The organism is Paenibacillus sp. Soil724D2, assembly GCF_001427935.1.
In the GTDB taxonomy this organism is placed as follows: domain Bacteria; phylum Bacillota; class Bacilli; order Paenibacillales; family NBRC-103111; genus Paenibacillus_E.
The window spans coordinates 186,672-207,827 of record NZ_LMRY01000034.1 but is presented as its reverse complement, the minus strand read 5'-3'; the positions used below and the strand labels follow the sequence as shown (position 1 = coordinate 207,827).

The window sequence follows — 21,156 nt, the reverse complement described above, 5'->3', positions numbered from 1 at the left end:
AAAGTGGTCTCAGTTAGCCTATGAGACCACTTTTTTGTTGTGGTGAACAAGGGAATATGAATATTTTCTAAAGGTTATCTTAGAAAAAAGGATTTTGCCGAAATACGTTGAAAGTAGTCTGTCTGAACTTCAGATACTCTGTAAAAGAAAGTAGGACTTATATGATTGAGTTTAAGCATATTTCCAAAGTATATCCTAATGGAACTGTTGGTTTGAATGACATTAACTTAACCATTCACCCCGGAGAATTCGTTGTTATTGTAGGTCTATCAGGAGCAGGTAAATCTACCTTGCTGCGTGCGATTAACCGTCTGCATGAGACGACCGATGGAGAAATATTAATCGATGGCAAATCCATAACAAAGGCGAACGGTGCCGAATTACGCCGCATGCGCAGAGATATCGGGATGATCTTCCAAACCTTTAACCTGGTCAAGCGTTCTACCGTGATTCGAAATGTGTTATCCGGACGAGTAGGCTACCATTCCACCCTACGTACAGTTCTCGGTTTGTTCCCCAAACACGATATCGAGCTTTCCTTGAAAGCGCTGGAGAGAGTCAATATTAGGGAAAAAGCATATTCACGCGCCGATGAATTGTCCGGCGGTCAACAGCAGCGTGTTTCTATCGCGAGAGCGCTGGCGCAAGAAGCGAAAATCATTTTAGCGGATGAACCGGTAGCCTCCCTTGATCCATTAACGACTAGACAAGTTATGGACGACTTGAAGCGAATCAATACAGAGCTTGGTATAACGACTGTCGTTAACCTTCACTTTATTGACCTTGCACGTGAATATGCAACTCGAATTATCGGGCTTCGCGCAGGTAAAGTCGTATACGACGGACCCGTGTCGGAAGCAACGGATGATGTATTCTCCGAGATTTATGGCCGTGCGATCAAGAAAGACGAGCTCTTGGGGGTGCTGGAGGAATGAGTGTAACGACAGTCAAGAGGCCTCCTCGTACGAAGATCTATCTCATTGCCCTGATCATGGTGCTTTTCCTGATTGGGAGTATTTATCAGACAGATGCGACGCTGACGAAGCTCGTTACCGGTACTCCGGAGATTCTTAAATTTATAGCCGAGATGTTTCCGCCGGATTGGCTGTTTTTCGCTGATATATGGAAGCCAATGGCACAAACGCTGCAGATGTCCATTATTGGTACAGCAATTGGAGCCCTGTTTGCATTCCCGATGGCATTGCTTGCAGCTCGTAATGTTACTACGGCGCCATGGTTGTTCTATCCAGCTAGACTCATCATGAATCTATTCCGAACAATTCCAGATCTGCTCTACGCAGCACTGTTTGCCGTTCTAGTAGGCTTTGGCCCTACGGCCGGTACACTTGCACTAATCTTCTTCACGTTTGGTATTATATCTAAGCTTTCTTACGAATCAACGGAAGCTATTGACCCCGGACCGCTTGAAGCCATGACGGCTGTAGGCGCTAACAAACTCAAACTCATTCGATTCGGCGTCATTCCTCAGGTTGCTCCTACGTACTTAGCTCATTTATTGTACACATTCGAAGTTAGTATTCGTGCCTCAGCCATTCTCGGATTGGTTGGAGCCGGAGGTATTGGCTTGCTGCTCAAAAACACGCTGGATCTGTTCCGTTACGATCAGTCGTGCGCCATTGTTATTTATACCTTATTAGTTGTTGTTATAATTGATTTGGTCAGTACACGATTCCGTTCCTATTTGCTAAAAGGCAGCGCAAAACCGATGTCAGCTTCGCGTTCAATTACGTATAAGATAATCGGTTGGGTTGCCGTTGTTGCCTTATTCATATGGGCACTAACTGGCCTTGAGTTGACAGGTTTCCAACCAACGACGTGGATTCTCACGAAGTCTATGTTAACCGGTTTAGTACATCCTGACTGGGCCTATGTGTATATCCCAGAAGGAGAGGATTTACTTCGATCCTTGCTTGAAACCTTATCGATTTCCTACTTAGGAAACTTTGTTTCAGCAATTGTCTGTATCCCGTTTGCTTTCTGGGCAGCAGCGAATATGAGTCGATTCCGAGCAGTTTCAGGCACAGGGAAATTGTTCTTAAGTATCGTACGAACAATACCGGAGATTATTATGGCTTTGATCTTTATTAAAGCTGTAGGCCCTAATGCCTTTGCTGGGGTTATGGCTTTAGGACTTCATTCTGTAGGGATGCTCGGCAAACTGTATGCAGAAGCCATTGAGAATATGGATATGGGACCTACGGAAGCCATGACAGCTGTGGGTGCAAACATGTGGCAGCGGATGGCGTTTGCCGTGGTGCCGCAGGTCATTCCCGATTTCATTTCGTATACCTTATATCGTTTTGAGATTAATGTCCGTTCAGCGACCTTGCTAGGTGTTATCGGTGCAGGTGGTATCGGTACGCCACTCATCTTCGCGCTCAACGCGAGGCAGTGGCCGCGAGTAGGTATCATCCTCATTGGTATTATTGTCACCGTCTCCGTCATTGACTACATCTCAGGGACACTTCGCAAACGCATTGTATGAGGACATGGGAAAGACTTATAAGTGAAATTTAGTTGAAAATAAGCCTCCAAATCCAGCTATCACAGTGGTTTTGGGGGCTTTTTTGTTCATAAAGGATGGAATTTATAAGGATGGATCCTCAAGGGCAGAACCGTTGTTTGTTTATGGATAACTGTCTATCGGATTTCGTGGATTGTGAAAAACCGGTTTGGAGGAAGATTATTTACTGGCAAATTGATTTTAACCCGCTTATGAGCTGGGAAGTTGTATAACGTGCAACAATTCTGCTTAAATCACGCCTTTTTCCCTTCGTTGTTGCAAAATGTACAACAATTTGCTCCTATATAGGTCATTTCGCAACAAATGGGCTAAAAATGTTGTGCAAACTGCAACTTCAACTTGCTAAAAAGCCTTTAGACGTGCGAGATGTTGTAGAAAATACAACATTGGTAACCACTATAGCCCATTGCTCTCACGAAAAGCTAAATGACTCTAATATCCCATACCAACGATTGGCTGGCCTAAAAGGAGTACAAATACAAACTACAACTTCCTGAGGGGGATATCTCTATTTAATCATTAGCTGTAGTGCCTTCCTTGGGCTACCAAGCGAAGTGACCTATTTTCACGGTTGGTCTTTGATGGGGTGAATGAATCCAAGACCGGTTCCAACACCTCAATTTGTTCGATCAGCTCTATAGGAATCAGGACGTTATTCAATTTCAAAAGTCGAAAAGTAGGATAGTAATTTGTAATAACCCCCCTTATCTCGTCTTTACCGCACCGGATAGAGACTTCTTTTTTGCAGCTAATAAGCATTTCGAACATCCAATTTTCACCTCACTATGATATATGACAGGTCCAGGTAAACGTTTGTCATGCAAAAGTAAAAAAACATTTACGCGGACGTGCCACATTCATAGTATGCAAGGGAGGTTCGGAGTAGAATGCAAAAAAAATACCTCAACATGATTTGAAAAGATCATGTTGAGGTATTTTCAATTTACAGGGAGCTAAGCTTATTTCAAGCCCATTTCTTTGTTTACGCTGCGAACGATGTCGAATTTGGCATCATCAGAAGCTACATAGCCTTTGTGTGAGTAAACATCGAAAATGACTTTTTGACCATCTGGGTCGTTACCGATAGCGATAAACGCATCCGTAATTTTCTTTTTCCATGCTGCATCCATATCAGAACGAACAGCGATAGTATCATTAGGAATTTTGTCAGAGAAGCTAAGAACACGAGTTTGTTTGAAAACATCTGGGTAATCTTTCGTCATGTTTGCACGAATGTCTTGGAATACGCCTACAGCGTCAACTTGTCCGTTAAGAAGAGCGATAACCGCTTTATCATGGCCTTGGAATTGAACGCCTGTTACATCTTTTACTGGATCTACGCCAGCTTTTTTCAGAACAAATCCTGGGTAAACGTAACCAGCTGCGGATGTAACACCTTGCCAGCCCATTTTCTTGCCTTTCAGATCAGCAACTGTTTTGATTGGGGAATCTGCTTTAACGAGAATTTCTGATTTATAGAAATCAACAAGATCCTTCGTTGGTTGGCCTGTTGCATCGTCAACGCCTAGACGTGTAGCTTGTACAAGCAGGTCTGCTGCTTTACGATTGTCATGGGCAACAACGTAGTTGCTTGGAGGCAAGAAGCCAACATCAACTTGTTTGGATGCCATAGCTTCGATAACAACGTTATAATCTGTTGAAACGGAAACCTTAACGGGGATGCCCAGTTTGTCTCCTAATAGTTTTTCAAGTGGCTTTGCTTTTGCTTCAAGCGTCTCTGCATTTTGGGAAGGAACGAACTGTACTTTAAGCTCTTTAGGTACGAAGCCTGCAGCTGCGGCCGGTGTTGCAGAAGCTTTGGTAGATGCGGATGCAGCAGGGGCTGTTTCCTCTTTTTTTGCACAGCCTGCAAGAACACCTGCAGCAACAATCATGGACAAGCTAATGACTGTAAATTTTTTCATCATCTTTTTTTGACCTCCGTTTAATTGTTTACTTTTATCTATGATGTACTATAACATTATCATATAATATATGGAAGATAGTGTGAAGTATTTGTTAATCTGACAATCGACATGTAAAGAGTTACAAAATAATACGCTTGGAGTGGGTAATTTGACTCAACCTAGTAAGCTGCAGAAAAGTAGAGTAACCATATTAGAAACTAGTGACCTGCATGGAAATATGCTGCCTATTCACTATGCAAACAATCAACCAAACGATGTAGGTCTATCCAAAGTGGCTGCGCTTATTGCTGCAGAACGGAAGAAAGAAGCTCATGTAATTGTGATCGATAATGGGGATCTGATTCAAGGTACGCCGCTTGCGTATCATCATGCTAGATTGAATAACGATCCGATAGATCCAATGGTCCTAGGTCTGAACTATGTGGGTTATGATGCGGCCGTTATTGGTAATCATGAATTTAACTATGGACTTCGTGTACTGCGAAAAGCAGTTCAGGAATCCAAGTTTCCTTGGTTATGTGCAAACATTGTGGATGCGGAGAGCGGAAAACCGTTCCTAGGAAAGCCCTATTTGATTAAAGAGTTACCTGACGGCGTTCGTATAGGAATACTAGGATTGACAACACCCTATATTCCGAATTGGGAGAACCCCGATCATATCGAGGGTCTGCGGTTCGAAGATGCTTTAGAGTCAGCTAAGAAATGGGTGAAGTTCCTCAAGGAGAATGAGCAAGTGGATGCCGTTGTTGTCTCTTACCATGGCGGTTTTGAAAGACATCTAACGACGGGTGAGCCAACAGAGCCATTAACGGGAGAAAATCAGGGCTATCAACTATGTATGGAAGTAGAAGGTATAGATGTTCTGCTTACAGGGCATCAACATCGAAGCATCGCAGGAGCAGAAATCAACGGTGTCGTTATTGTTCAACCAGGAACTGCCGGTGTGTCGCTTGGCAAAGTGGAATTAGAGCTCTCGAAGATAGATGGCAAATGGCGCATCGATGCCAAGAAATCGGAGCTTCTTTCGGTGGCTAATATTGAAGCGGATCAGAAATTGATAGAGCTTGTTAGCCCATATGAAACGAAGACTCAGGAGTGGCTCGACCAACCAATTGGTAAGCTGTCCGGAGATATGCTCGTCAATGATCCCATGCAAATTCGCTTGAAGGACAATGCGCTAATCGAGTTTATCAATCGTGTTCAGATGGAGCTATCGGGAGCAGCCATTTCAAATACAGCGTTGTTTGATAACGTATCGCCAGGATTTCCATCCGATATTACAATGAGGGATATCGTGTCTAACTACATTTACCCGAATACACTGAAAGTGATTCGGATTTCCGGACAAGACATCAAGGATGCGTTAGAGCAGTCAGCAGAATACTTTGAATTAACGTTATCGGGTGAAGTTCGGGTGAGCAGCAAGTTTAGAGAGCCGAAGCCGTCACATTATAACTATGATATGTGGGAAGGGATTACCTATACTTTGAACATATCCCGTCCAATCGGCATGCGTGTTGTACAACTGGAATATGAAGGAAAACCGCTGGATCTCGAAGCCTCGTTCGATGTTGTTATGAATAACTACCGAGCTGCAGGTGGTGGCAATTATGCGATGTTCCAGAATAAACCGATCATCAAGGATATCCCGACGGACGTAGCTGAACTATTGGCAGGATACATCATGGAGCGTGGTACCATTGAAGCTAGCGTGAACGAAAATTGGGAAGTTATCTGGGAATAGGTTGTGGCCGTAAATAAAGCCGCACATAAGAGAGAGAGTGCAGACTCTTTCTTGTGTACGGCTTTTTTTGTTTGAATGGTTAGGATTCGCGAATGTATTCCCGGTCCCCTGATCTAGGATTGTAAAATACGCGGTAAGTGAATCCATCTTTTGGATCAATAAACACCTCTGAGGTTGAGACAAAGCCGTTTGAAGGCTTGTTAGGCGTAGCTGAACCGTTGTTTTTATAGCGTTTGTCATAAATGAGATAACCCAGAAGAAGGAGAATGATAAATCCGATAACCCATGTTCCATAGATAAGTAAAATCGGACCGAGTCCACTCATAGCCTTCGTGTCCGGACGGCGGTGCCATAAGCGACAATTTCACTCATGTTTTGTCCAATGTCGCCGCTATCGAAACGCATCATTACGATAGCATCAGCGCCCATAGCTGCGGCGTTTTTGACTAATCGGTCCATAGCTTGCTTCCGCCCGTCTTCTACCATCTGGGTGTACTGCGTGACTTCCCCGCCGACAAGCCCTTTTAACGAAGCAAGAATATCGCCGCCAATTCCTCTGGCTCGCACAACGACCCCAAATGTACTGCCCAACACTTCCGTGACTTCATAGCCTGCGATGTTTTCTGTTGTAGCTACTATCATGAAGATCATCTCCTTTTTTTGTAAAATAGACTCTTGCTACTTGATTGAGATTCGATATTATTAACTTAGTACGAAAATGAAAATAGGGGGTTTCACATTGAGTATGATAAAAACGATTGAATTATGGCCCGGAGCATCCAAGATTAGCATAGGTGAATATAACCAAGGATGTCCGAGTTTGACTTTATACCCTGTGTCTAAGGAAGGGCTGAGCTCTGCAGTTATAGTATGTCCCGGAGGAGGCTACGGTAGGCGTGCTGATCATGAGGGAGAGCCAATTGCCAAATGGTTAAATGGACTTGGGATTTCAGCTTTTGTTTTGAATTATCGCGTAGCTCCTTATGAACACCCGGTTCCACTTCAAGATGCACAGCGGGCAATTCGAACCGTAAGGCATCATGCGGAAGATTGGCAAATTGATCCGAACCGCATTGGTATTCTCGGCTTCTCGGCAGGTGGACATCTAGCTTCTACAGCCGGTACTCATTACGATGCAGGGGATCAGGAGTCCGTTGATCCGATCGATAGACAAAGCAGTCGTCCCGATTTGATGGTACTATGTTATCCCGTTATTACATTCTCCGGAGAGTATGGACATGAAGGTTCAAAGCATAATTTACTGGGCAAAACACCGGATGAGAAGTTGGTCTCGCTGCTATCTAATGACCAACAAGTAACTGCGCATACGCCACCGACTTTTCTCTGGCATACAGCTGATGATGCGGCCGTTGCCGTCGAGAACAGTTTGCTATTTGCGGGGGCGCTTAGCCGACATAAAGTGCCTTTTGATCTGCACGTGTTTGAGAGCGGACGTCATGGTATCGGAATTGCTGATGATCATCAGGAAGCTTATATTTGGCCTGAACTATGTGCGAATTGGCTCAAAAAGCAACAATTTGCATGACCAAGCTTGCTTACACATGCCATATACTTGGAGATTCGGCTATTGTGATTAGCCTTGGCGCGGACATTGATTTATCCATTCTAAATCGTGTGCGTCAGTTGACAACTTACTTAGAGAATAATCGTTTTGAAGGTTTTATCGAAATCGTTTCGGCATATACAACAATCACGATTTATTATGATAGCTTCCAAGTTTATAATCACTATTCAGAAAAGGGGACCACCCGAAAAAATGGGCGTGCCAGCTGGACGAGTACGTTACTACCCTATGACATTGTTTTATTACATATTCAACATCTCTTGGATAACTTTGAACATACAAATGAGGTTCATAGTAACGAGCCTGGGAGAACGATTGAAATCCCTGTTTGTTACGGTGAGGATTATGGTCCGGATCTTGAGGATGTCGCGGCCTATCATCATGTCAGCAAGGAAGAGATTGTGCACCTTCATACCTCACAGATCTATCCGGTATATATGATTGGTTTTGCACCTGGATTTCCTTATTTGGGAGGCTTGGATGACCAGCTAGCTACACCAAGGAAATCAGTACCTCGGACGAGTATACCTGTTGGTTCTGTAGGCATTGGCGGCGCCCAAACAGGCATTTACCCTTTTGAAACGCCGGGCGGCTGGAATTTGATTGGTCGTACTCCCCTGGCGTTATTTCGTCCAGAATCTGATCCGCCATCTCTACTGAAGGTAGGAGATCATGTAAGATTTGTATCCATTACGGCAGAGCAGTTCCAATATGAAAAGGAGAGGAATATGCGAAATGGGCTTTGAGGTCATCAAGCCAGGGTTATTATCAACCTTGCAGGATGAGGGACGGTATGGTCAGCGGAAATATGGCGTCATTACATCAGGCCCCATGGACCTCTTTGCGCATCGAGCAGCCAACATACTCGTTGGGAATGATTGGGGCGCAGCTGCGCTAGAAATGACACTGCTTGGACCGAGCATGGTTGCGCAGAAGGATATGCTGCTATCTCTATGCGGTGCTGATATGGAAGCCGATGTTGACGGTATTCCGGTTCCATTGTGGCGATCATTTCTGATGCGTAAAGGAGACCAGCTAAATGTTCATTATACAGTTAAGGGCTGCAGAGCTTACTTAGCCGTGTATGGTGGTTTCGCGGTGAAACCTGTAATGGACAGCAGAAGCACCTATTTACGCGCGGGTATAGGCGGTCACCAAGGAAGAGCACTACAAGCGGGAGATGAGTTGCCAGTAAGAAAAGTCGTGGTAGGTGATTATCTTCACCATCCAGGGGCTGTGAGTTCCTTTATTCGTCCGGACTATGAAGAGAATCCTGTTATAAGAGTGATACAAGGTAGGGAAGCCGCCTTTTTCACAGACGCAAGCAGAAGGAGCTTCTTGGCTCAAAGCTATATCGTTACCGCGCAATCGGATCGAATGGGTTATCGTTTGGAAGGGAAGAAGCTAGAACTCTCTGATGGCGTACCGAGTGAGATGATCTCAGAAGCGGTCGTCCAAGGGACGATTCAAGTACCCCCAAGTGGCCAGCCCATCTTGCTGATGGCGGACTGCCAAACAACCGGAGGCTACCCGCGCATCGCGCATGTCATCACGGCCGATCTTCCCTTAGTAGCTCAGGTGAAACCAGGCGGAAAGCTTCGTTTCCGGGAGGTCAGCTACCGTGAAGCCCAGGAGCAGTTCTTGCTGCAGGCGATGGATTTGCGGCTGCTTGAGGCTGGGGTTCGGGCTTGGGTACGGGATCGTGGGGGGAATTGAGGACTGAAGAGTTGAAGGACTGAGGGATTGAAGGACTGAAGAACTGAGGGACTGAAGAGCTGCAGGACTGAGGAACTGAGGAACTGAGGAACTGAGGAACTGAGGAACTGAGGAACTGAGGAATTGAGGAACTGAGGAACTGAGGAACTGAGGGACTGAGGAACTGAGGAACTGAGGAACTGAGGGACTGAAGAACTGAGGAACTGAGGAACTGAGGAACTGAGGGACTGAAGAGCTGAAGGACGAGGAACTGAGGGACTGAAGAGTTTAAGTGCTGGAGAACTGTGGAACTAAAAGAAGAAAGAAAAAACTGGGGGTGAGAATTCTGCGTATTGACTTGAATTGTGATATGGGCGAAGGCTTCGGCGCTTATCGCCTTGGCCGGGATGAGGAGCTGCTCGACTTTGTCAGCTCCGCAAACATCGCCTGCGGATTCCATGCAGGCGATCCCGCAACCATGCGCAGCACTGTGCAGCTGTGCTTGCGCAAGGGCGTCGCGATCGGGGCCCATCCGGGCCTTCCCGATCTACAGGGCTTCGGCCGGCGCGAGATCGCGATCACGCCGGCGGAGGCTTACGAGCTGACGTTGTATCAGCTCGGGGCGCTGCAGGCGTTCGTCCACGCCGAAGGCGGACGCCTGCAGCATGTCAAGCCGCATGGCGCGCTCTATCACATGGCTGCGAAGCGCCATGATCTCGCCGCGGCCATTGCGGCTGCGACTGCTAGCGTCAGCGCAGAGCTGACGCTGTTCGGCCCGCCCGGCAGCGAGCTGCTGCGGGCGGGTGCCGCCGCGGGGCTGCGGACCGCGAGCGAAGCCTTCGCGGACCGCAGCTACCAGCGGGACGGCACGCTGACGCCCCGCGATCAGCCGGGGGCGCTGCTGCCCAGCGCCGCCGATGCTGCGGCGCAGGTCGTAAGGCTCGTCCGCGAAGGGAAGGTCCTCTCCCGGGAGGGAGAGGACCTGAGCATGCGCGCGGACACGATCTGCATTCACGGCGATGGTGCGCACGCGGTGGAGTTCGCGCGCGATATCCACGCACTGCTAAACAGCAGCGGCATCGCGGTGATGGCGCTCGGGCAATAGTCAGCTTATTTCCCCGCACTGCGATAGGAAATAAAGTCGCCCGATGATACTGGAAATCCTCCTGTTAATTTCACTAGGATACCGATGAACGTGTATCTAACGGGAAAACCTCCAGCAATAATCATTGTTAATGCGTCATTTATCTGATTTCTGCTACATTAACGGTAGGTTTTCGGGTTAAAGGACTAATACACGAAATAACCAATAAATGAAAGGGAGTTTTTCCTTCTACCATCGCAAGAAAGTGTAGCGACCTGGATAATCAGCCACCATCACATCAACTGATTCACCGCCGGTCCCAAGTTACGATTAGACCCCAATCACTGGCACCTAGGAAAGAATCTTTATAACCATTCTTTCACTTGAGAACAAGCTGGAAATATGAGTAAATATAGAGGTAGCCGGCCGGCTAATTACTTCGGAAAGGAGTGATCAAAGTGATTACAACAAAAGCAGAGGTGGTCTCTGCGTAAGCAGAGTCCATCGTTCCAAACGGGGGTCGCTAGGCCCCCGCATATTTTTCCTGAATGAGTAGACAGCGAGATGCTTTTTACATATAATGAGAATGTGAACACATAGTGAACACCATAAATTAGGAGAGACTTTGCTCTCCAACCCAATTTCAAAAATTAAACTATCTGGTGAAAGGAGTGCTTTTTAATGAACACAATGACAGTAGCGATGAATGTTGCGGCCGCCGCAGAGGTACTCGTCTCCTAACTGAATATCATTCGTGGAATAACCGTTCACCTGAAGTGTATAATTGCATATACAACCGACAGGCACGATTATGATCGTGTTTTTTTTATTCCATTTTTTGAGAATGGTAGGAGGTTATGGGGCGATGAAGATACTCTCTGCAAATCAGACAAAGTTTAACTTTGCTCGACAATTTGAGGAGGTTTTCATCCATGAGTTACAAGAACGGGAAAGACGTTCTTCCCCCTAACCTATTAAAACAATTACAAGAATATATCCAAGGTGAAATTGTATACATCCCTAAGAAAGAGCAGAAGCGCGCTGGATGGGGAGAAAATAACGGAACACGTATTATCATTGAACGTAGAAATCGAGAAATATTTCGGTTGTACCAAACTGGTTCCACGGTGATGGAACTTATCAAAGTCTTTCACTTATCAGAGGACAGCATCCGTAAAATAATCGTGAAAACACGCGAACTAACAACTAATCAAGCGTAGAGGCAGCATCCCTAGAGGTGCTGCTTTTTTTTATACGACGGACTAATTCACGCACATTGCTAATGAAACCAATCGGAAATGGACGGTTAATGGACCAGGATGCCGTTAACAGCCTATTTGGAGCAATGATTCCGAGCTTACGGACGTCAGCGCCGTTATTCGGTTTCCATCTTTCTTATTTTCATCATTTGAAGTCGATTAAGGGCTGTCGAGTTCATTAGAGTTTCAAACTCAATCTTTTTCGGGTATTAACGTCGCTCCAGTCCTTTAGCCGTGGAAGATAAATCTGAAGCTGATTTCGCACCCACTTCCTTACTCTCCAGCTGTAAGTTAATTGGTCAGTCGTAGTTTTTTTCGTAGAAAAAAATATAAGTTTTATTCCACTTCGCGTCATCAGTCTTGGCAAACGCGCTTGTCCCAGAAGGACGACGGAGTCGTTTATCCTTAGACCACGTAAGCCATCTTATGATGAAAAAGCCTACTGCTGCATATTCCAAAGGGAATGACGATGCGCTATTTGTGGAAAACAATACCTTTTTGAGCGTTAGGGGGAACGTAGGTGTGCTATGTAACCATTTCTGGGTGAAGTTCGGAGTTTTTAGGGGAATTAGCGAATCGAGGTTCCGCAACGTTAGCTTTATAACCACTTATTGGAAAAATAGCGCATCGGCGTTCCCATTCGTGAAGAGTGGAAAGAAAACGATAATCCATTTCGGCGCCAATCGGAAAACATATTTGATTGCCGTCAAATTGAAGGAAATGCCTTTACCTTCTTGAAATTAAAAGGAAAGAAAACGTAGTGAGCGTCCGATCGCTTTGGAGGTGGTGCAAGACAAATGCAAGATGAGCTGGATATCCGCAGTTTTATCGGTACACATGATGCCGATTTTTATGATGATGGATTTCACCGTCATTCGGCCGTTGAAGTCAGTATCGTGCTAGAAGGACGGTGCTTGTTCGAATGGTCAAGGCGAAGCTGGATGGAAGCAGGCCATATCGTTATTATCCCGTCAGACTTGTCACACAGGTTTGAAGCCGTGACGAATGTGAGGTTTGGGGTTATTTTGCTGCAGGGCGTAACGGCTCGTACGATGGAGCTGGTCGCGAAGCTCGGAGGCAGCGGATTTACTGGCGACGGGGGCGGCGCTGATAGATCTCCTTTATTCCTTGCTTTATCCCGACTGGACAAAGAGCGGTTCGAGCGATTGTTCCGGGAGTGGCTTCGGATGAAATCGTCGTTCCTAAAGGAAAAGCAAGCTAATTATTCGGCATGGATGGAAGTGCTGCTGCTTTTTTTACTTGAACACTCGCAGCAGGATTTGCAGGGGATGACGGTGACGAAAGCGGCTGACTACATTCGTGAAAATGTGCAGGAATCTGTTCATATTTCTGATTTGGCAGAGATGGCCGGTTTTACGGAGCCTGCGTTTCGCCGTGTCTTTGAACAAATGTATGGCGTTAGCCCAAAGCAATACCAGCAGCAGTGCCGTTTGCAGGAGGCAAAATGGCTGCTTAGCTCAACAGATAAGGACATACGTGAAATCGCCGAGCAAGTTGGCTTTTTCAGGCTGCATTCCTTTTCACAGTGGTTTAAGGAGCAAGAAGGTCACCCGCCTACCGTTTGGCGGAAAAGTCAAAGGTTGCAGCACGGTTCGGTGCTGGACTAGTTGCGTTTTGCGTAAATTGCGGTTCGGTTTCCCTAAATACAAGCGCTTTCTGATTCGATATGCTAGTGGAGTAAAGGTAAACACATAGGGAGGCAACGACGGATGGAAAAAGTAAGAATTGGATTTATCGGTGTAGGCGGCATGGCAGAGTATCATATGAAAACATTGCAGCAAATCGATGACGCAGTGATTACGGCCGTATGCGATATGAACGCGGATCGGGCGAGGGAGATAGCTGAAACATTCGGCGCAAAAAAGTACGAAACTTTGGAAGAAATGTTAGATGCGGGGGTAATCGATGCGCTTTATATATGCACGCCGCCTTTTGCTAGGGAAGGGATTGAAGAAGCGGCTGCAGCACGGGGCATACATCTGTTATCGGAGAAACCGACCGGTTTACATATGGAGGAAGTGCGTCGTAAAGAACAGATCATTCGTGAGTCGGGCATCATCCATTCGTCGGGCTATTGCCTGCGTTATCTGGACACAGTGCAGAAGGCAAAGACGTACTTGGCTGATAAGCAAGTAGATATGGTACTCGCATACAGAATTGGCGGCATGCCAGAAGTAGGTTGGTGGAGGCTCATGAATCGCTCAGGCGGCCAACTTGTAGAGCAATCGACGCATCAAGTAGACTTGATTCGTTATTTGGCCGGTGAGTTTGACTATGTCCAAGCGAACTACGAGCAGCGTCACATCCATCGGAATTATCCAGAGGCAACGGTGTATGATGTGGGTATCGTATCTTTCGGCCTGCGCAGCGGGGCGCTAGGCACGATCAGCAATACGGTATTGTCCCGTAAAATTGGACGCGGGGATGTGGAGTTTTTCGGTCACGACTTCTACGTGTCAATAAGCGGTATGACGGTTCGGATTGTGGATGACACGCAAGACGTGACTTTGACGTCGGAGATGGATTTTTACCTCGAGCAGAATCGGGCGTTTGTCGCAGCTGTGAAAACAGGACGGCAGGAGCTAGTGCTTGGGGATTATAGCGAAGCGGCAGCGACGCTTGAGGTTACACTGGCGGCGAATGATTCGGCCGTTGCGAAACAAACGATAACGATCACTTCCAAATAAGAGTACGAATGTTTCCATTTTGAAATACACGAAGGAGGTTAAGGCATGTTAAAAGGAGTCAATCAATGGTGCTTTCCTGAAGGGCTGCCCCTTCAGCAGTTATTCTCGATTAGCCGTGAGGCTGCTTATGACGCGGTTGAGCTGAATGTCAATCCGTTAGGCGGCGTTGGTTTGACCATGGAGACGACTGCTATGGAGGCTGAGGAGATTGGCCGCATGGCCAAAGAGTACGGTATTCAGCTGCGAAGCTTGTCTACCTCTCTACTGTGGCACACTCCGCTGTCTTCGGCAGACGCGTCTGTACGTGAGCAGGGGCGTCGCGTTGTCGAGAAACAGTTGGAGCTAGCGGAGCTGCTAGGTATCGATACGGTGCTTGTCGTGCCTGGAGCTGTCAACGAAGAGACATCGTACGATGAGTGCTACGACCGCAGCCGTGCGGAACTAGCTTTGCTGGTGAAAGAAGCGGAAAGACGGCGCGTTCGCATTGGCATCGAAAACGTGTGGAACAAATTTTTGCTTTCGCCGCTCGAAATGCGTGCATATGTCGATGATCTTCAATCTTCTTATGTCGGGGTTTATTTTGATGTAGGCAATATTTTGCATAACGGTTACCCACAGCAGTGGATCAAAATTCTTGGTTCACGTATATTCAAAGTACATGTGAAGGATTACCGGCCAAGCGTAGGCAATGGCAACGGCTTTGTCCCGCTGCTCGCAGGAGATGTCAATTGGACGGCAGTCCGCACAGCACTAGAGGACATCGGGTATACCGATACGGTAACGGCTGAAGTCGGCTTGTACGCAGAAACTCCACTGCAGACGGTGTATGACACTTCTCGTCACTTGGATATTATTCTTGGCGGAGCTGCGAGATAGTAGTGAAGTCAGAAGAATCGCTTCCTGCTTCATAAGAAGACCCCGGCACATCAAGTGTCGGGGTCTTCTCATTCTTATATACGTGTCAGCTCTGAATGAACGACGCGATGTGCTGCAACATACTTGTTTTTAGGACTGATACCGAATACAGCAAACAGTATATCCCTATCGCTCGACGAAAATTGCACCTCGTATGCCTTCGTCTTGGAAACATCAATGATTTTAATCGCAGAAGACAACGGACCGACTACAAAGGAGAGAGAGGCAATCAATCGCCGTCTTCCATTTAAGGCAAATACTTTGACGTGAACTTTTTCCTGATCGTTCCGACCACGATGTGCGGCATTAATAATAATATTTTTCGAAACAATCTTGTTGCGGAAAGCAAGGTTATTTAAGGGACCGGTTGAATATTTTATCATTGCCAATGATTCATACACCTCCATCTTCAGATGGAACATTTTATGTTATGAATCATAGATCGTCACGGCTAACTTTGCTCATTGTTAAGAATCAGCGTATGACAAGATACGAAAGAAAAGGGAGTTCGCCCCGTAAGTAGATCATCTACAAAAAAGTGGATTTATGCAAGATTAGCTGTTTATTTATTTCTTAATTTTCAATTATAGTGATTGACCAATCAATAACAAAATGATAAGATGATTTCAAGTTAGTAATTGATCAATCACAAAAAATAAAAATACGAAATGAGGCTGATGAAAATGGAAAAAGCGATTGTAATTGGAGCAACAGGCGGGACAGGAGCAGCAATCACGGAAGAACTTATCAAACGGGGGGTATGTACCATTGCTTTTGGACGATCACGCCAGAAATTGGAACAGCTTGCTGAAAAACTTGGAAATCCTAAGCATTTAACGCTTGCCTTTGGAGATGCAATGAATCCTGACGACATTGTAGCCCAAGCAGGCGGTGCTAACGTATTGTTCCATTGCGCGAACGTACCTTATAACGAGATGGTGAACAAACTGATTCCGCTAGGCGAATCCGTGATGGAGGCGGCAGAACGGCTTGCAATTAAAGTAGTAGCGATTGACGGGATCTATCCTTACGGGAAAAAACAGATGGATCTTGTCACGGAAGAACATCCAAAAGAGCCTCATACGATAAAAGGAAAAGTACGCCTGGACTATGAACGGATGTTGTTCAGTAATAATCGATGGACTAAAGCAAAAGTAATGATTGTTCGTTTGCCCGATTATTATGGCCCTACAGCTAATGAAGCCTCGTATTTAGGTTCGACCCTGGAAGCGATAGCTGCTGGCAAAATGGCTTTTTTCGTCGGCAACATGCAAGTTCCCCGCGAATTCGTTTATTTACCGGATGCAGCTGCGATGGTTGCTGAGCTGGCAGGCAAAGACTTCGCCTATGGACAGAACTGGAATATACCGGGTGCTGGGCTTATATCGGGGCGAGAGATCGTACGGATTGCACAAACGGCAAGCGGCCATGTTAAACCGGTGATTCCGCTGAAAAAATTAGGTTTATCATTGATAGGTATGAGCGTGCCCGTGATGAAAGAAATTGTCGAGATGCTTTATTTAACCGAAGAGCCGCTGACTTTAAGCGGGGAAAAATACAAACGGTTCATAGTACCGATCACCGCGACGCCATTCCAGCAGGGGATTACTTCGACTGTTTTGGCATTGCAGGAGAGTAAGGCATCTTTCGCACAAATATAAGTGATCAATCAATTACATTAAGGAGATGAAATAGGATGTTTAGATCGTTTAATTTAAAAACATTTACGATGAGCTTTCTTTTACTGATAACTATTCTGATTGGTGGGGTCATTTTTGCGAGACCCTTTGATGATTCCCAACGGGCCACCATCGATGTCGACCGAAACGCCCAGGTCATCGTCGACCTTTCCATCGAAATCAACGCTCCACAAGAGACCGTATGGCGGATACAGACTGGCATCGACCAGTGGCCAACTTGGCAGAAAAATGTCTCACAGGCACGGTTATCCGCTCCAATCACGGTAGGAACTACCTTTCAGTGGGAGACGCATGGGCTATCCATCGTCTCCACCATCCGCGAGGTCGATCCCCTGCGGCGCATCGTTTGGGGCGGGCCAGTACAAGGCATCGAAGGCGTCCACGTCTGGACCATCACTCCCACCCTCGAAGGAGTTGTCGTGTACACCACGGAGTCCTGGGACGGTCCGCCAGTTGCAGCCGACCCCGACGGCATGCGCGCGGCACTCACGTCCTCGCTCGAAGCCTGGCTTGCCGACCTCAAGACGACTGCCGAGGCGGGGACTTCCGCGCTGTAAGAAGCCGCATTCTGATGGTCCGTTTTATACGAAACATAGGAGGTGCTTACTTGGCTCTAGGCAAAAAACCTAGCATTAATGAGACATACTGCCATGCAGTATGTCTTTTGTGCGCTTGATAGAAGGGATGCTTTCATGTCTCAGCGAATTATTGGAATTAAATGTGAAACATCTGAATTCATCGATTAGGTAGGAGGAGTCATTATGATTTCCGTATTCGTTTACGGAACATTGCTTTCGGGAGAGAGTAATCATCATGTTGCTGCACCTTTTTTAATCTCCGTACAACCGGGTACGATATTTGGTCGTCTATATGATGTAGGCCCATATCCAGCTCTTACTCTTACGGAAGGGGATCATAAAGTGATTGGCGAGTGGTTCGAAGTAACAGAGGAAGGGCTGCAAGCAATGGATATTCTGGAGGGGTACAACGGTCCCGGTGCCTCTAATGAGTATGAAAGAGTGTGGGTCAGCGATGTTAATGGCTTGCGTGAAGGCTGGGTATATATCTGGGAAACCATTAGCGGGCTCAAAGAGATTAATAGCTCCTCATGGAGAGCCTATTCAGCCCAAAAAAATAAGTGAAAAGTTCGGTTTATTTCGACAAATTTCTATCCTGCCAGAATGCATGATGCTATAATTAAGTTAATCTATTTAGGTTGAGGAGAACGCCATGCCTGTTTATAAAATATTACTTGCAGATGACGAAATCGCGCTGCGTTTTCTGCTTACTGAAACTCTTTCTGATGAAGGTTATGCCATCTCGGAAGTTGAAGATGGCCAACAAGCGATGGAGCAATTGCAAAAAGAAACCTACGATCTGATCATACTTGATTATATGATGCCGGAGCGGACGGGTGTTGAAGTCTGTGATTGGCTGCGGCATAGCGATAATGCCAATCGGGATATACCGGTAATTTTGCTGACGGCTAAAGCCTTGGATAAGGACAAAGAAAAAGCCAAAGCAGCGGGCGTAACCACCTATATTGTTAAACCATTCAGCCCTCTTCAATTAATAGATACGGTCGGACAATTATTACAACGTTAATTCGAACTATATAGAGATTGAGATTATTTTATATATAAAAAAGGGTGATTGGCTGTCATGAGTTATACGAACCTAGAGGGGTTGAAGGACTCCAAGTCAGAATCGGATAGAGATGCAAGAATTCTTAGACAAGGAAGAAAGCTGTTTATTCGTGAATTTGAAAAGCAGCTTAAACAGCTTAACTCGCTGCTTGATACGATCCAGATGGCGGCTGCAGCCGATGATTTAAAACAGTTTTATCGCATTGTACATACGCTTAAAGGCAGTGCGCCTATTTTTGGTTATGTCCGGATCGGTAAACTGGCTGAGGATATGGTTCGAGCCTGGGAATGGACGCAATCCATGGATAATGACGGAGAAGGGCTGCTCTTGGCGATCAACCCGATTATTGAAAGTGCAGAACGCAGTATCATTTCACTTCGTGAAATGAATATGGAATATGATATTGGTATGACGGAAATCCAGATGGATGAACAGCAGGGTCCTGGAGGCGGTTCTTTGCTTGGATCCATGAAGAGTCGATTGCTGCTTGTGGATGATGACGAGGTGCTGCGCACTTATTTGACCCGTCGTCTTCAACTCGATGATTGTATTGTTGATGAGGCAGCCGATGTGGAGAGCGCCATGAAATTATTACGTGAACATACGTATGATTTAGTGACGCTGGATCTTATGATGCATCCTCAGTCTGGCTATGAGCTTTTTGAATTTCTCAAAGAGGATCCAACATTGAAATGGTTACCGCTTATTGTATTGTCGGGACGTAACGATTTGAATGATAAAGTCCGCTGTTTTCACTTGGGAGCCGATGATTATGTGACGAAGCCATTTCAGTACGAGGAATTGGCCGCAAGAATCTATGGACTGCTCAAAAGGACCAAAAATTTCGAGCAGCTAGCCTTCCGTGATCCGCTTACCGGGGTGTTCAACCGGCGTTATTTTGATCTTCAGATTGGTATGGAATTGCAGCGTATTGAGCGTTACCCGGCACCAATCTCACTTGTTTTTATAGATATTGATTGCTTTAAACGGATCAATGATACTTATGGGCATCACGTAGGAGACTTGGTGCTCCAAGGCTTAGCTCATTTGCTTCAAGTGAACTTGCGGTCGACAGACCTGCTTGCACGTTTTGGCGGCGAAGAGTTCGTTATTGCTCTTCCGAATACAACGGCGGAACAAGCAATTGCAACCATGCAGTCTATACTTAATAAAGTGCGTTTAAATGCTGTTGCACAGTATGAGGGCCAAACCTTCTCTGTCACCTTCTCTGCAGGCGTTGCAGAGTGGCATGAGGGGATGACGGTTGCGGAATGGGTGGCTAAGGCTGACGATGCGATGTATCAAGCTAAGCAACAAGGCAGGGATAGGATTGTTAGCGCTTTGGTCGAGGATGAAGAAAAAGAGCTTCGTAAGCTGGCTGCCAGTTCTCAGATTGACAAGAAAAATCTGCTCATCGTGGACGATGATCCGATTTTACGAGCGATTCTCACCTCACATTTAGAGCACTTACCTATTACTATTACTCATGCTTCCGATGGTGAAATCGCACTCGGCTTGCTGCTCGACAATACCTATGATGCTTGTATTCTCGATGGCATGATGCCGAAGCTGGATGGGTTCTCATTGTTGTCACAGATAAAGAAGGATCCGCGTCTAACCGTTCGGGACATGAAGGTACTTATGCTTTCAGGCAAAAAGAAGGAAGATGATCTAGCTAAAGGCTTTCAAATGGGGGCTGACGACTATATGACGAAGCCTTTTTCACTCGTTGAGTTGGAAGTTCGCGTGAGAAAGTTAATGAACTTAGTGTGATAAATTGCATATAAAACACAAAGCTGCTTCTGCCATATTGGCGAGCAGCTTTTTATTTTGTCAATTGAACTTGGATTTGACTTCTAAGGATTACAGATGTAATATTACTATTGTATTACATCTGTAATCCATATAAAAGTCAGGAGGTAAGCCTGTGAAAAGTGTTCCCCATATATCCGATGCGGAATGGGAAGTAATGAAAGTGCTATGGGCTAAGGCCCCATGTACGGCAAATGAAGTGATTGAAGCTTTAGAAGCCCAAACGGATTGGAAACCGAAAACAGTAAGAACGCTGTTAAACAGATTAGCACAAAAACAAGCCATTTCGTATTCACAAGAAAACAGGGTGTATGCTTATTTTCCATTAGTATCTGAAGACGAATGTGTGAAATCAGAAACGCAATCATTCCTGAAGAGAATTTATGGTGGTGCCTTTAAGCCGCTGCTAGTTAACTTTTTGAAGGAAGAACAGCTATCAGCGGAAGATATTAAGGAATTGAAAAATATTCTTGAAGACAAAACAAAATGAAGGATTTGTGGTTTGCATCGTGCCAGCTGTTATCTCTTTGACTC

General features: G+C 45.9%; 21 protein-coding genes. 17 read left to right on the top strand and 4 right to left on the bottom strand.

What is annotated here, in order from left to right:
- Nucleotides 1-161: 161 nt before the first annotated feature.
- The gene (phnC, locus tag ASG85_RS25145; RefSeq protein WP_057304748.1) at nt 162-935 is read left to right on the top strand and encodes a phosphonate ABC transporter ATP-binding protein; all 774 of its coding nucleotides are present in this window, start codon (nt 162-164) and stop codon (nt 933-935) included.
- The gene (gene phnE, locus ASG85_RS39990) at nt 932-2,506 is read left to right on the top strand and encodes a phosphonate ABC transporter, permease protein PhnE (RefSeq protein WP_082562297.1); all 1,575 of its coding nucleotides are present in this window, start codon (nt 932-934) and stop codon (nt 2,504-2,506) included. Before phnC ends, phnE begins: the two co-directional genes overlap by 4 nt.
- 998 nt (nt 2,507-3,504) lie before the next feature.
- On the opposite strand, the gene ASG85_RS25130 is transcribed toward phnE, so the two are convergent.
- Nucleotides 3,505-4,473, bottom strand: a complete 969-nt coding sequence (locus tag ASG85_RS25130; RefSeq protein WP_057304750.1) for a phosphate/phosphite/phosphonate ABC transporter substrate-binding protein — start codon at nt 4,471-4,473, stop codon at nt 3,505-3,507.
- Between the two features lie 148 nt (nt 4,474-4,621).
- Between ASG85_RS25130 and ASG85_RS25125 the strand changes: the two genes are divergently transcribed.
- A complete protein-coding gene (locus tag ASG85_RS25125; RefSeq protein ID WP_268796135.1) occupies nt 4,622-6,217 on the top strand; it encodes a bifunctional metallophosphatase/5'-nucleotidase in 1,596 nt (531 codons plus the stop codon).
- A gap of 79 nt (nt 6,218-6,296) precedes the next feature.
- On the opposite strand, the gene ASG85_RS25120 is transcribed toward ASG85_RS25125, so the two are convergent.
- A complete protein-coding gene (locus ASG85_RS25120) occupies nt 6,297-6,542 on the bottom strand; it encodes a hypothetical protein (RefSeq protein WP_060648067.1) in 246 nt (81 codons plus the stop codon).
- Nucleotides 6,539-6,859 (bottom strand): heavy metal-binding domain-containing protein, encoded by a 321-nt coding sequence (locus ASG85_RS25115; RefSeq protein ID WP_029194039.1) that lies wholly within the window; start codon nt 6,857-6,859, stop codon nt 6,539-6,541. Before ASG85_RS25115 ends, ASG85_RS25120 begins: the two co-directional genes overlap by 4 nt.
- 103 nt (nt 6,860-6,962) lie before the next feature.
- On the opposite strand from ASG85_RS25115, the gene ASG85_RS25110 reads away from it, so the two are divergent.
- The 8 genes from ASG85_RS25110 to ASG85_RS25070 all read left to right on the top strand — a co-directional run bounded on the left by ASG85_RS25110 (nt 6,963) and on the right by ASG85_RS25070 (nt 15,424).
- Complete coding sequence (locus tag ASG85_RS25110; RefSeq protein ID WP_060648066.1) at nt 6,963-7,763, top strand: alpha/beta hydrolase; 801 nt, start codon at nt 6,963-6,965, stop codon at nt 7,761-7,763.
- Nucleotides 7,727-8,548 (top strand): 5-oxoprolinase subunit PxpB, encoded by an 822-nt coding sequence (gene pxpB / locus ASG85_RS25105; RefSeq protein ID WP_321166604.1) that lies wholly within the window; start codon nt 7,727-7,729, stop codon nt 8,546-8,548. The genes ASG85_RS25110 and pxpB overlap by 37 nt, the downstream gene beginning before the upstream one ends.
- A complete protein-coding gene (locus ASG85_RS25100; protein ID WP_060648065.1) occupies nt 8,538-9,518 on the top strand; it encodes a biotin-dependent carboxyltransferase family protein in 981 nt (326 codons plus the stop codon). Before pxpB ends, ASG85_RS25100 begins: the two co-directional genes overlap by 11 nt.
- 322 nt (nt 9,519-9,840) lie before the next feature.
- A complete protein-coding gene (locus tag ASG85_RS25095) occupies nt 9,841-10,602 on the top strand; it encodes a LamB/YcsF family protein (RefSeq protein WP_060648109.1) in 762 nt (253 codons plus the stop codon).
- A 911-nt stretch (nt 10,603-11,513) separates the two neighbouring features.
- A complete protein-coding gene (locus ASG85_RS25090; protein WP_047681764.1) occupies nt 11,514-11,801 on the top strand; it encodes a CD3324 family protein in 288 nt (95 codons plus the stop codon).
- An 836-nt stretch (nt 11,802-12,637) separates the two neighbouring features.
- Complete coding sequence (locus ASG85_RS25080; protein ID WP_060648063.1) at nt 12,638-13,468, top strand: AraC family transcriptional regulator; 831 nt, start codon at nt 12,638-12,640, stop codon at nt 13,466-13,468.
- 102 nt (nt 13,469-13,570) lie between these two features.
- Entirely contained in the window at nt 13,571-14,548 is a 978-nt protein-coding gene (locus ASG85_RS25075) for a Gfo/Idh/MocA family protein (protein WP_060648062.1), read from the top strand.
- Nucleotides 14,549-14,593: 45 nt separating this feature from the next.
- Nucleotides 14,594-15,424, top strand: coding sequence for a sugar phosphate isomerase/epimerase family protein (locus ASG85_RS25070; RefSeq protein WP_060648061.1), 831 nt, complete (start codon nt 14,594-14,596; stop codon nt 15,422-15,424).
- Between the two features lie 74 nt (nt 15,425-15,498).
- Here the strand turns inward: ASG85_RS25070 and ASG85_RS25065 are convergent, their stop codons facing one another.
- Entirely contained in the window at nt 15,499-15,852 is a 354-nt protein-coding gene (locus ASG85_RS25065) for a hypothetical protein (protein ID WP_060648060.1), read from the bottom strand.
- Nucleotides 15,853-16,146: 294 nt separating this feature from the next.
- Here ASG85_RS25065 and ASG85_RS25060 point away from each other — a divergent pair, with 294 nt between their 5' ends.
- The 6 genes from ASG85_RS25060 to blaI all read left to right on the top strand — a co-directional run bounded on the left by ASG85_RS25060 (nt 16,147) and on the right by blaI (nt 21,112).
- Nucleotides 16,147-17,124, top strand: coding sequence for an SDR family NAD(P)-dependent oxidoreductase (locus tag ASG85_RS25060; RefSeq protein WP_200961704.1), 978 nt, complete (start codon nt 16,147-16,149; stop codon nt 17,122-17,124).
- Nucleotides 17,125-17,159: 35 nt separating this feature from the next.
- Nucleotides 17,160-17,720, top strand: coding sequence for an SRPBCC family protein (locus ASG85_RS25055; protein WP_200961703.1), 561 nt, complete (start codon nt 17,160-17,162; stop codon nt 17,718-17,720).
- Nucleotides 17,721-17,924: 204 nt separating this feature from the next.
- Nucleotides 17,925-18,305, top strand: coding sequence for a gamma-glutamylcyclotransferase (locus tag ASG85_RS25050; protein ID WP_060648058.1), 381 nt, complete (start codon nt 17,925-17,927; stop codon nt 18,303-18,305).
- Between the two features lie 88 nt (nt 18,306-18,393).
- On the top strand, nt 18,394-18,768 hold the full coding sequence (locus ASG85_RS25045; protein ID WP_060648057.1) for a response regulator: 375 nt from the start codon (nt 18,394-18,396) through the stop codon (nt 18,766-18,768).
- 57 nt (nt 18,769-18,825) lie between these two features.
- Entirely contained in the window at nt 18,826-20,583 is a 1,758-nt protein-coding gene (locus tag ASG85_RS25040) for a diguanylate cyclase (RefSeq protein WP_060648056.1), read from the top strand.
- 154 nt (nt 20,584-20,737) lie between these two features.
- A complete protein-coding gene (gene blaI / locus ASG85_RS25035) occupies nt 20,738-21,112 on the top strand; it encodes a penicillinase repressor BlaI (protein WP_060648055.1) in 375 nt (124 codons plus the stop codon).
- The last annotated feature ends 44 nt before the right edge of the window (nt 21,113-21,156 follow it).

What these genes read in the sequence shown, in the direction of transcription:
- phnC (WP_057304748.1), top strand. Translation starts at nt 162, where the DNA reads ATGATTGAGTTTAAGCATATTTCCAAAGTATATCCTAATGGAACTGTT.
- phnE (WP_082562297.1), top strand. Translation starts at nt 932, where the DNA reads ATGAGTGTAACGACAGTCAAGAGGCCTCCTCGTACGAAGATCTATCTC.
- ASG85_RS25130 (WP_057304750.1), bottom strand. Translation starts at nt 4,473, where the DNA reads ATGATGAAAAAATTTACAGTCATTAGCTTGTCCATGATTGTTGCTGCA.
- ASG85_RS25120 (WP_060648067.1), bottom strand. Translation starts at nt 6,542, where the DNA reads ATGAGTGGACTCGGTCCGATTTTACTTATCTATGGAACATGGGTTATC.
- ASG85_RS25115 (WP_029194039.1), bottom strand. Translation starts at nt 6,859, where the DNA reads ATGATAGTAGCTACAACAGAAAACATCGCAGGCTATGAAGTCACGGAA.
- ASG85_RS25110 (WP_060648066.1), top strand. Translation starts at nt 6,963, where the DNA reads ATGATAAAAACGATTGAATTATGGCCCGGAGCATCCAAGATTAGCATA.
- pxpB (WP_321166604.1), top strand. Translation starts at nt 7,727, where the DNA reads ATGTGCGAATTGGCTCAAAAAGCAACAATTTGCATGACCAAGCTTGCT.
- ASG85_RS25100 (WP_060648065.1), top strand. Translation starts at nt 8,538, where the DNA reads ATGGGCTTTGAGGTCATCAAGCCAGGGTTATTATCAACCTTGCAGGAT.
- ASG85_RS25090 (WP_047681764.1), top strand. Translation starts at nt 11,514, where the DNA reads ATGAGTTACAAGAACGGGAAAGACGTTCTTCCCCCTAACCTATTAAAA.
- ASG85_RS25080 (WP_060648063.1), top strand. Translation starts at nt 12,638, where the DNA reads ATGCAAGATGAGCTGGATATCCGCAGTTTTATCGGTACACATGATGCC.
- ASG85_RS25075 (WP_060648062.1), top strand. Translation starts at nt 13,571, where the DNA reads ATGGAAAAAGTAAGAATTGGATTTATCGGTGTAGGCGGCATGGCAGAG.
- ASG85_RS25070 (WP_060648061.1), top strand. Translation starts at nt 14,594, where the DNA reads ATGTTAAAAGGAGTCAATCAATGGTGCTTTCCTGAAGGGCTGCCCCTT.
- ASG85_RS25060 (WP_200961704.1), top strand. Translation starts at nt 16,147, where the DNA reads ATGGAAAAAGCGATTGTAATTGGAGCAACAGGCGGGACAGGAGCAGCA.
- ASG85_RS25055 (WP_200961703.1), top strand. Translation starts at nt 17,160, where the DNA reads ATGTTTAGATCGTTTAATTTAAAAACATTTACGATGAGCTTTCTTTTA.
- ASG85_RS25050 (WP_060648058.1), top strand. Translation starts at nt 17,925, where the DNA reads ATGATTTCCGTATTCGTTTACGGAACATTGCTTTCGGGAGAGAGTAAT.
- ASG85_RS25045 (WP_060648057.1), top strand. Translation starts at nt 18,394, where the DNA reads ATGCCTGTTTATAAAATATTACTTGCAGATGACGAAATCGCGCTGCGT.
- ASG85_RS25040 (WP_060648056.1), top strand. Translation starts at nt 18,826, where the DNA reads ATGAGTTATACGAACCTAGAGGGGTTGAAGGACTCCAAGTCAGAATCG.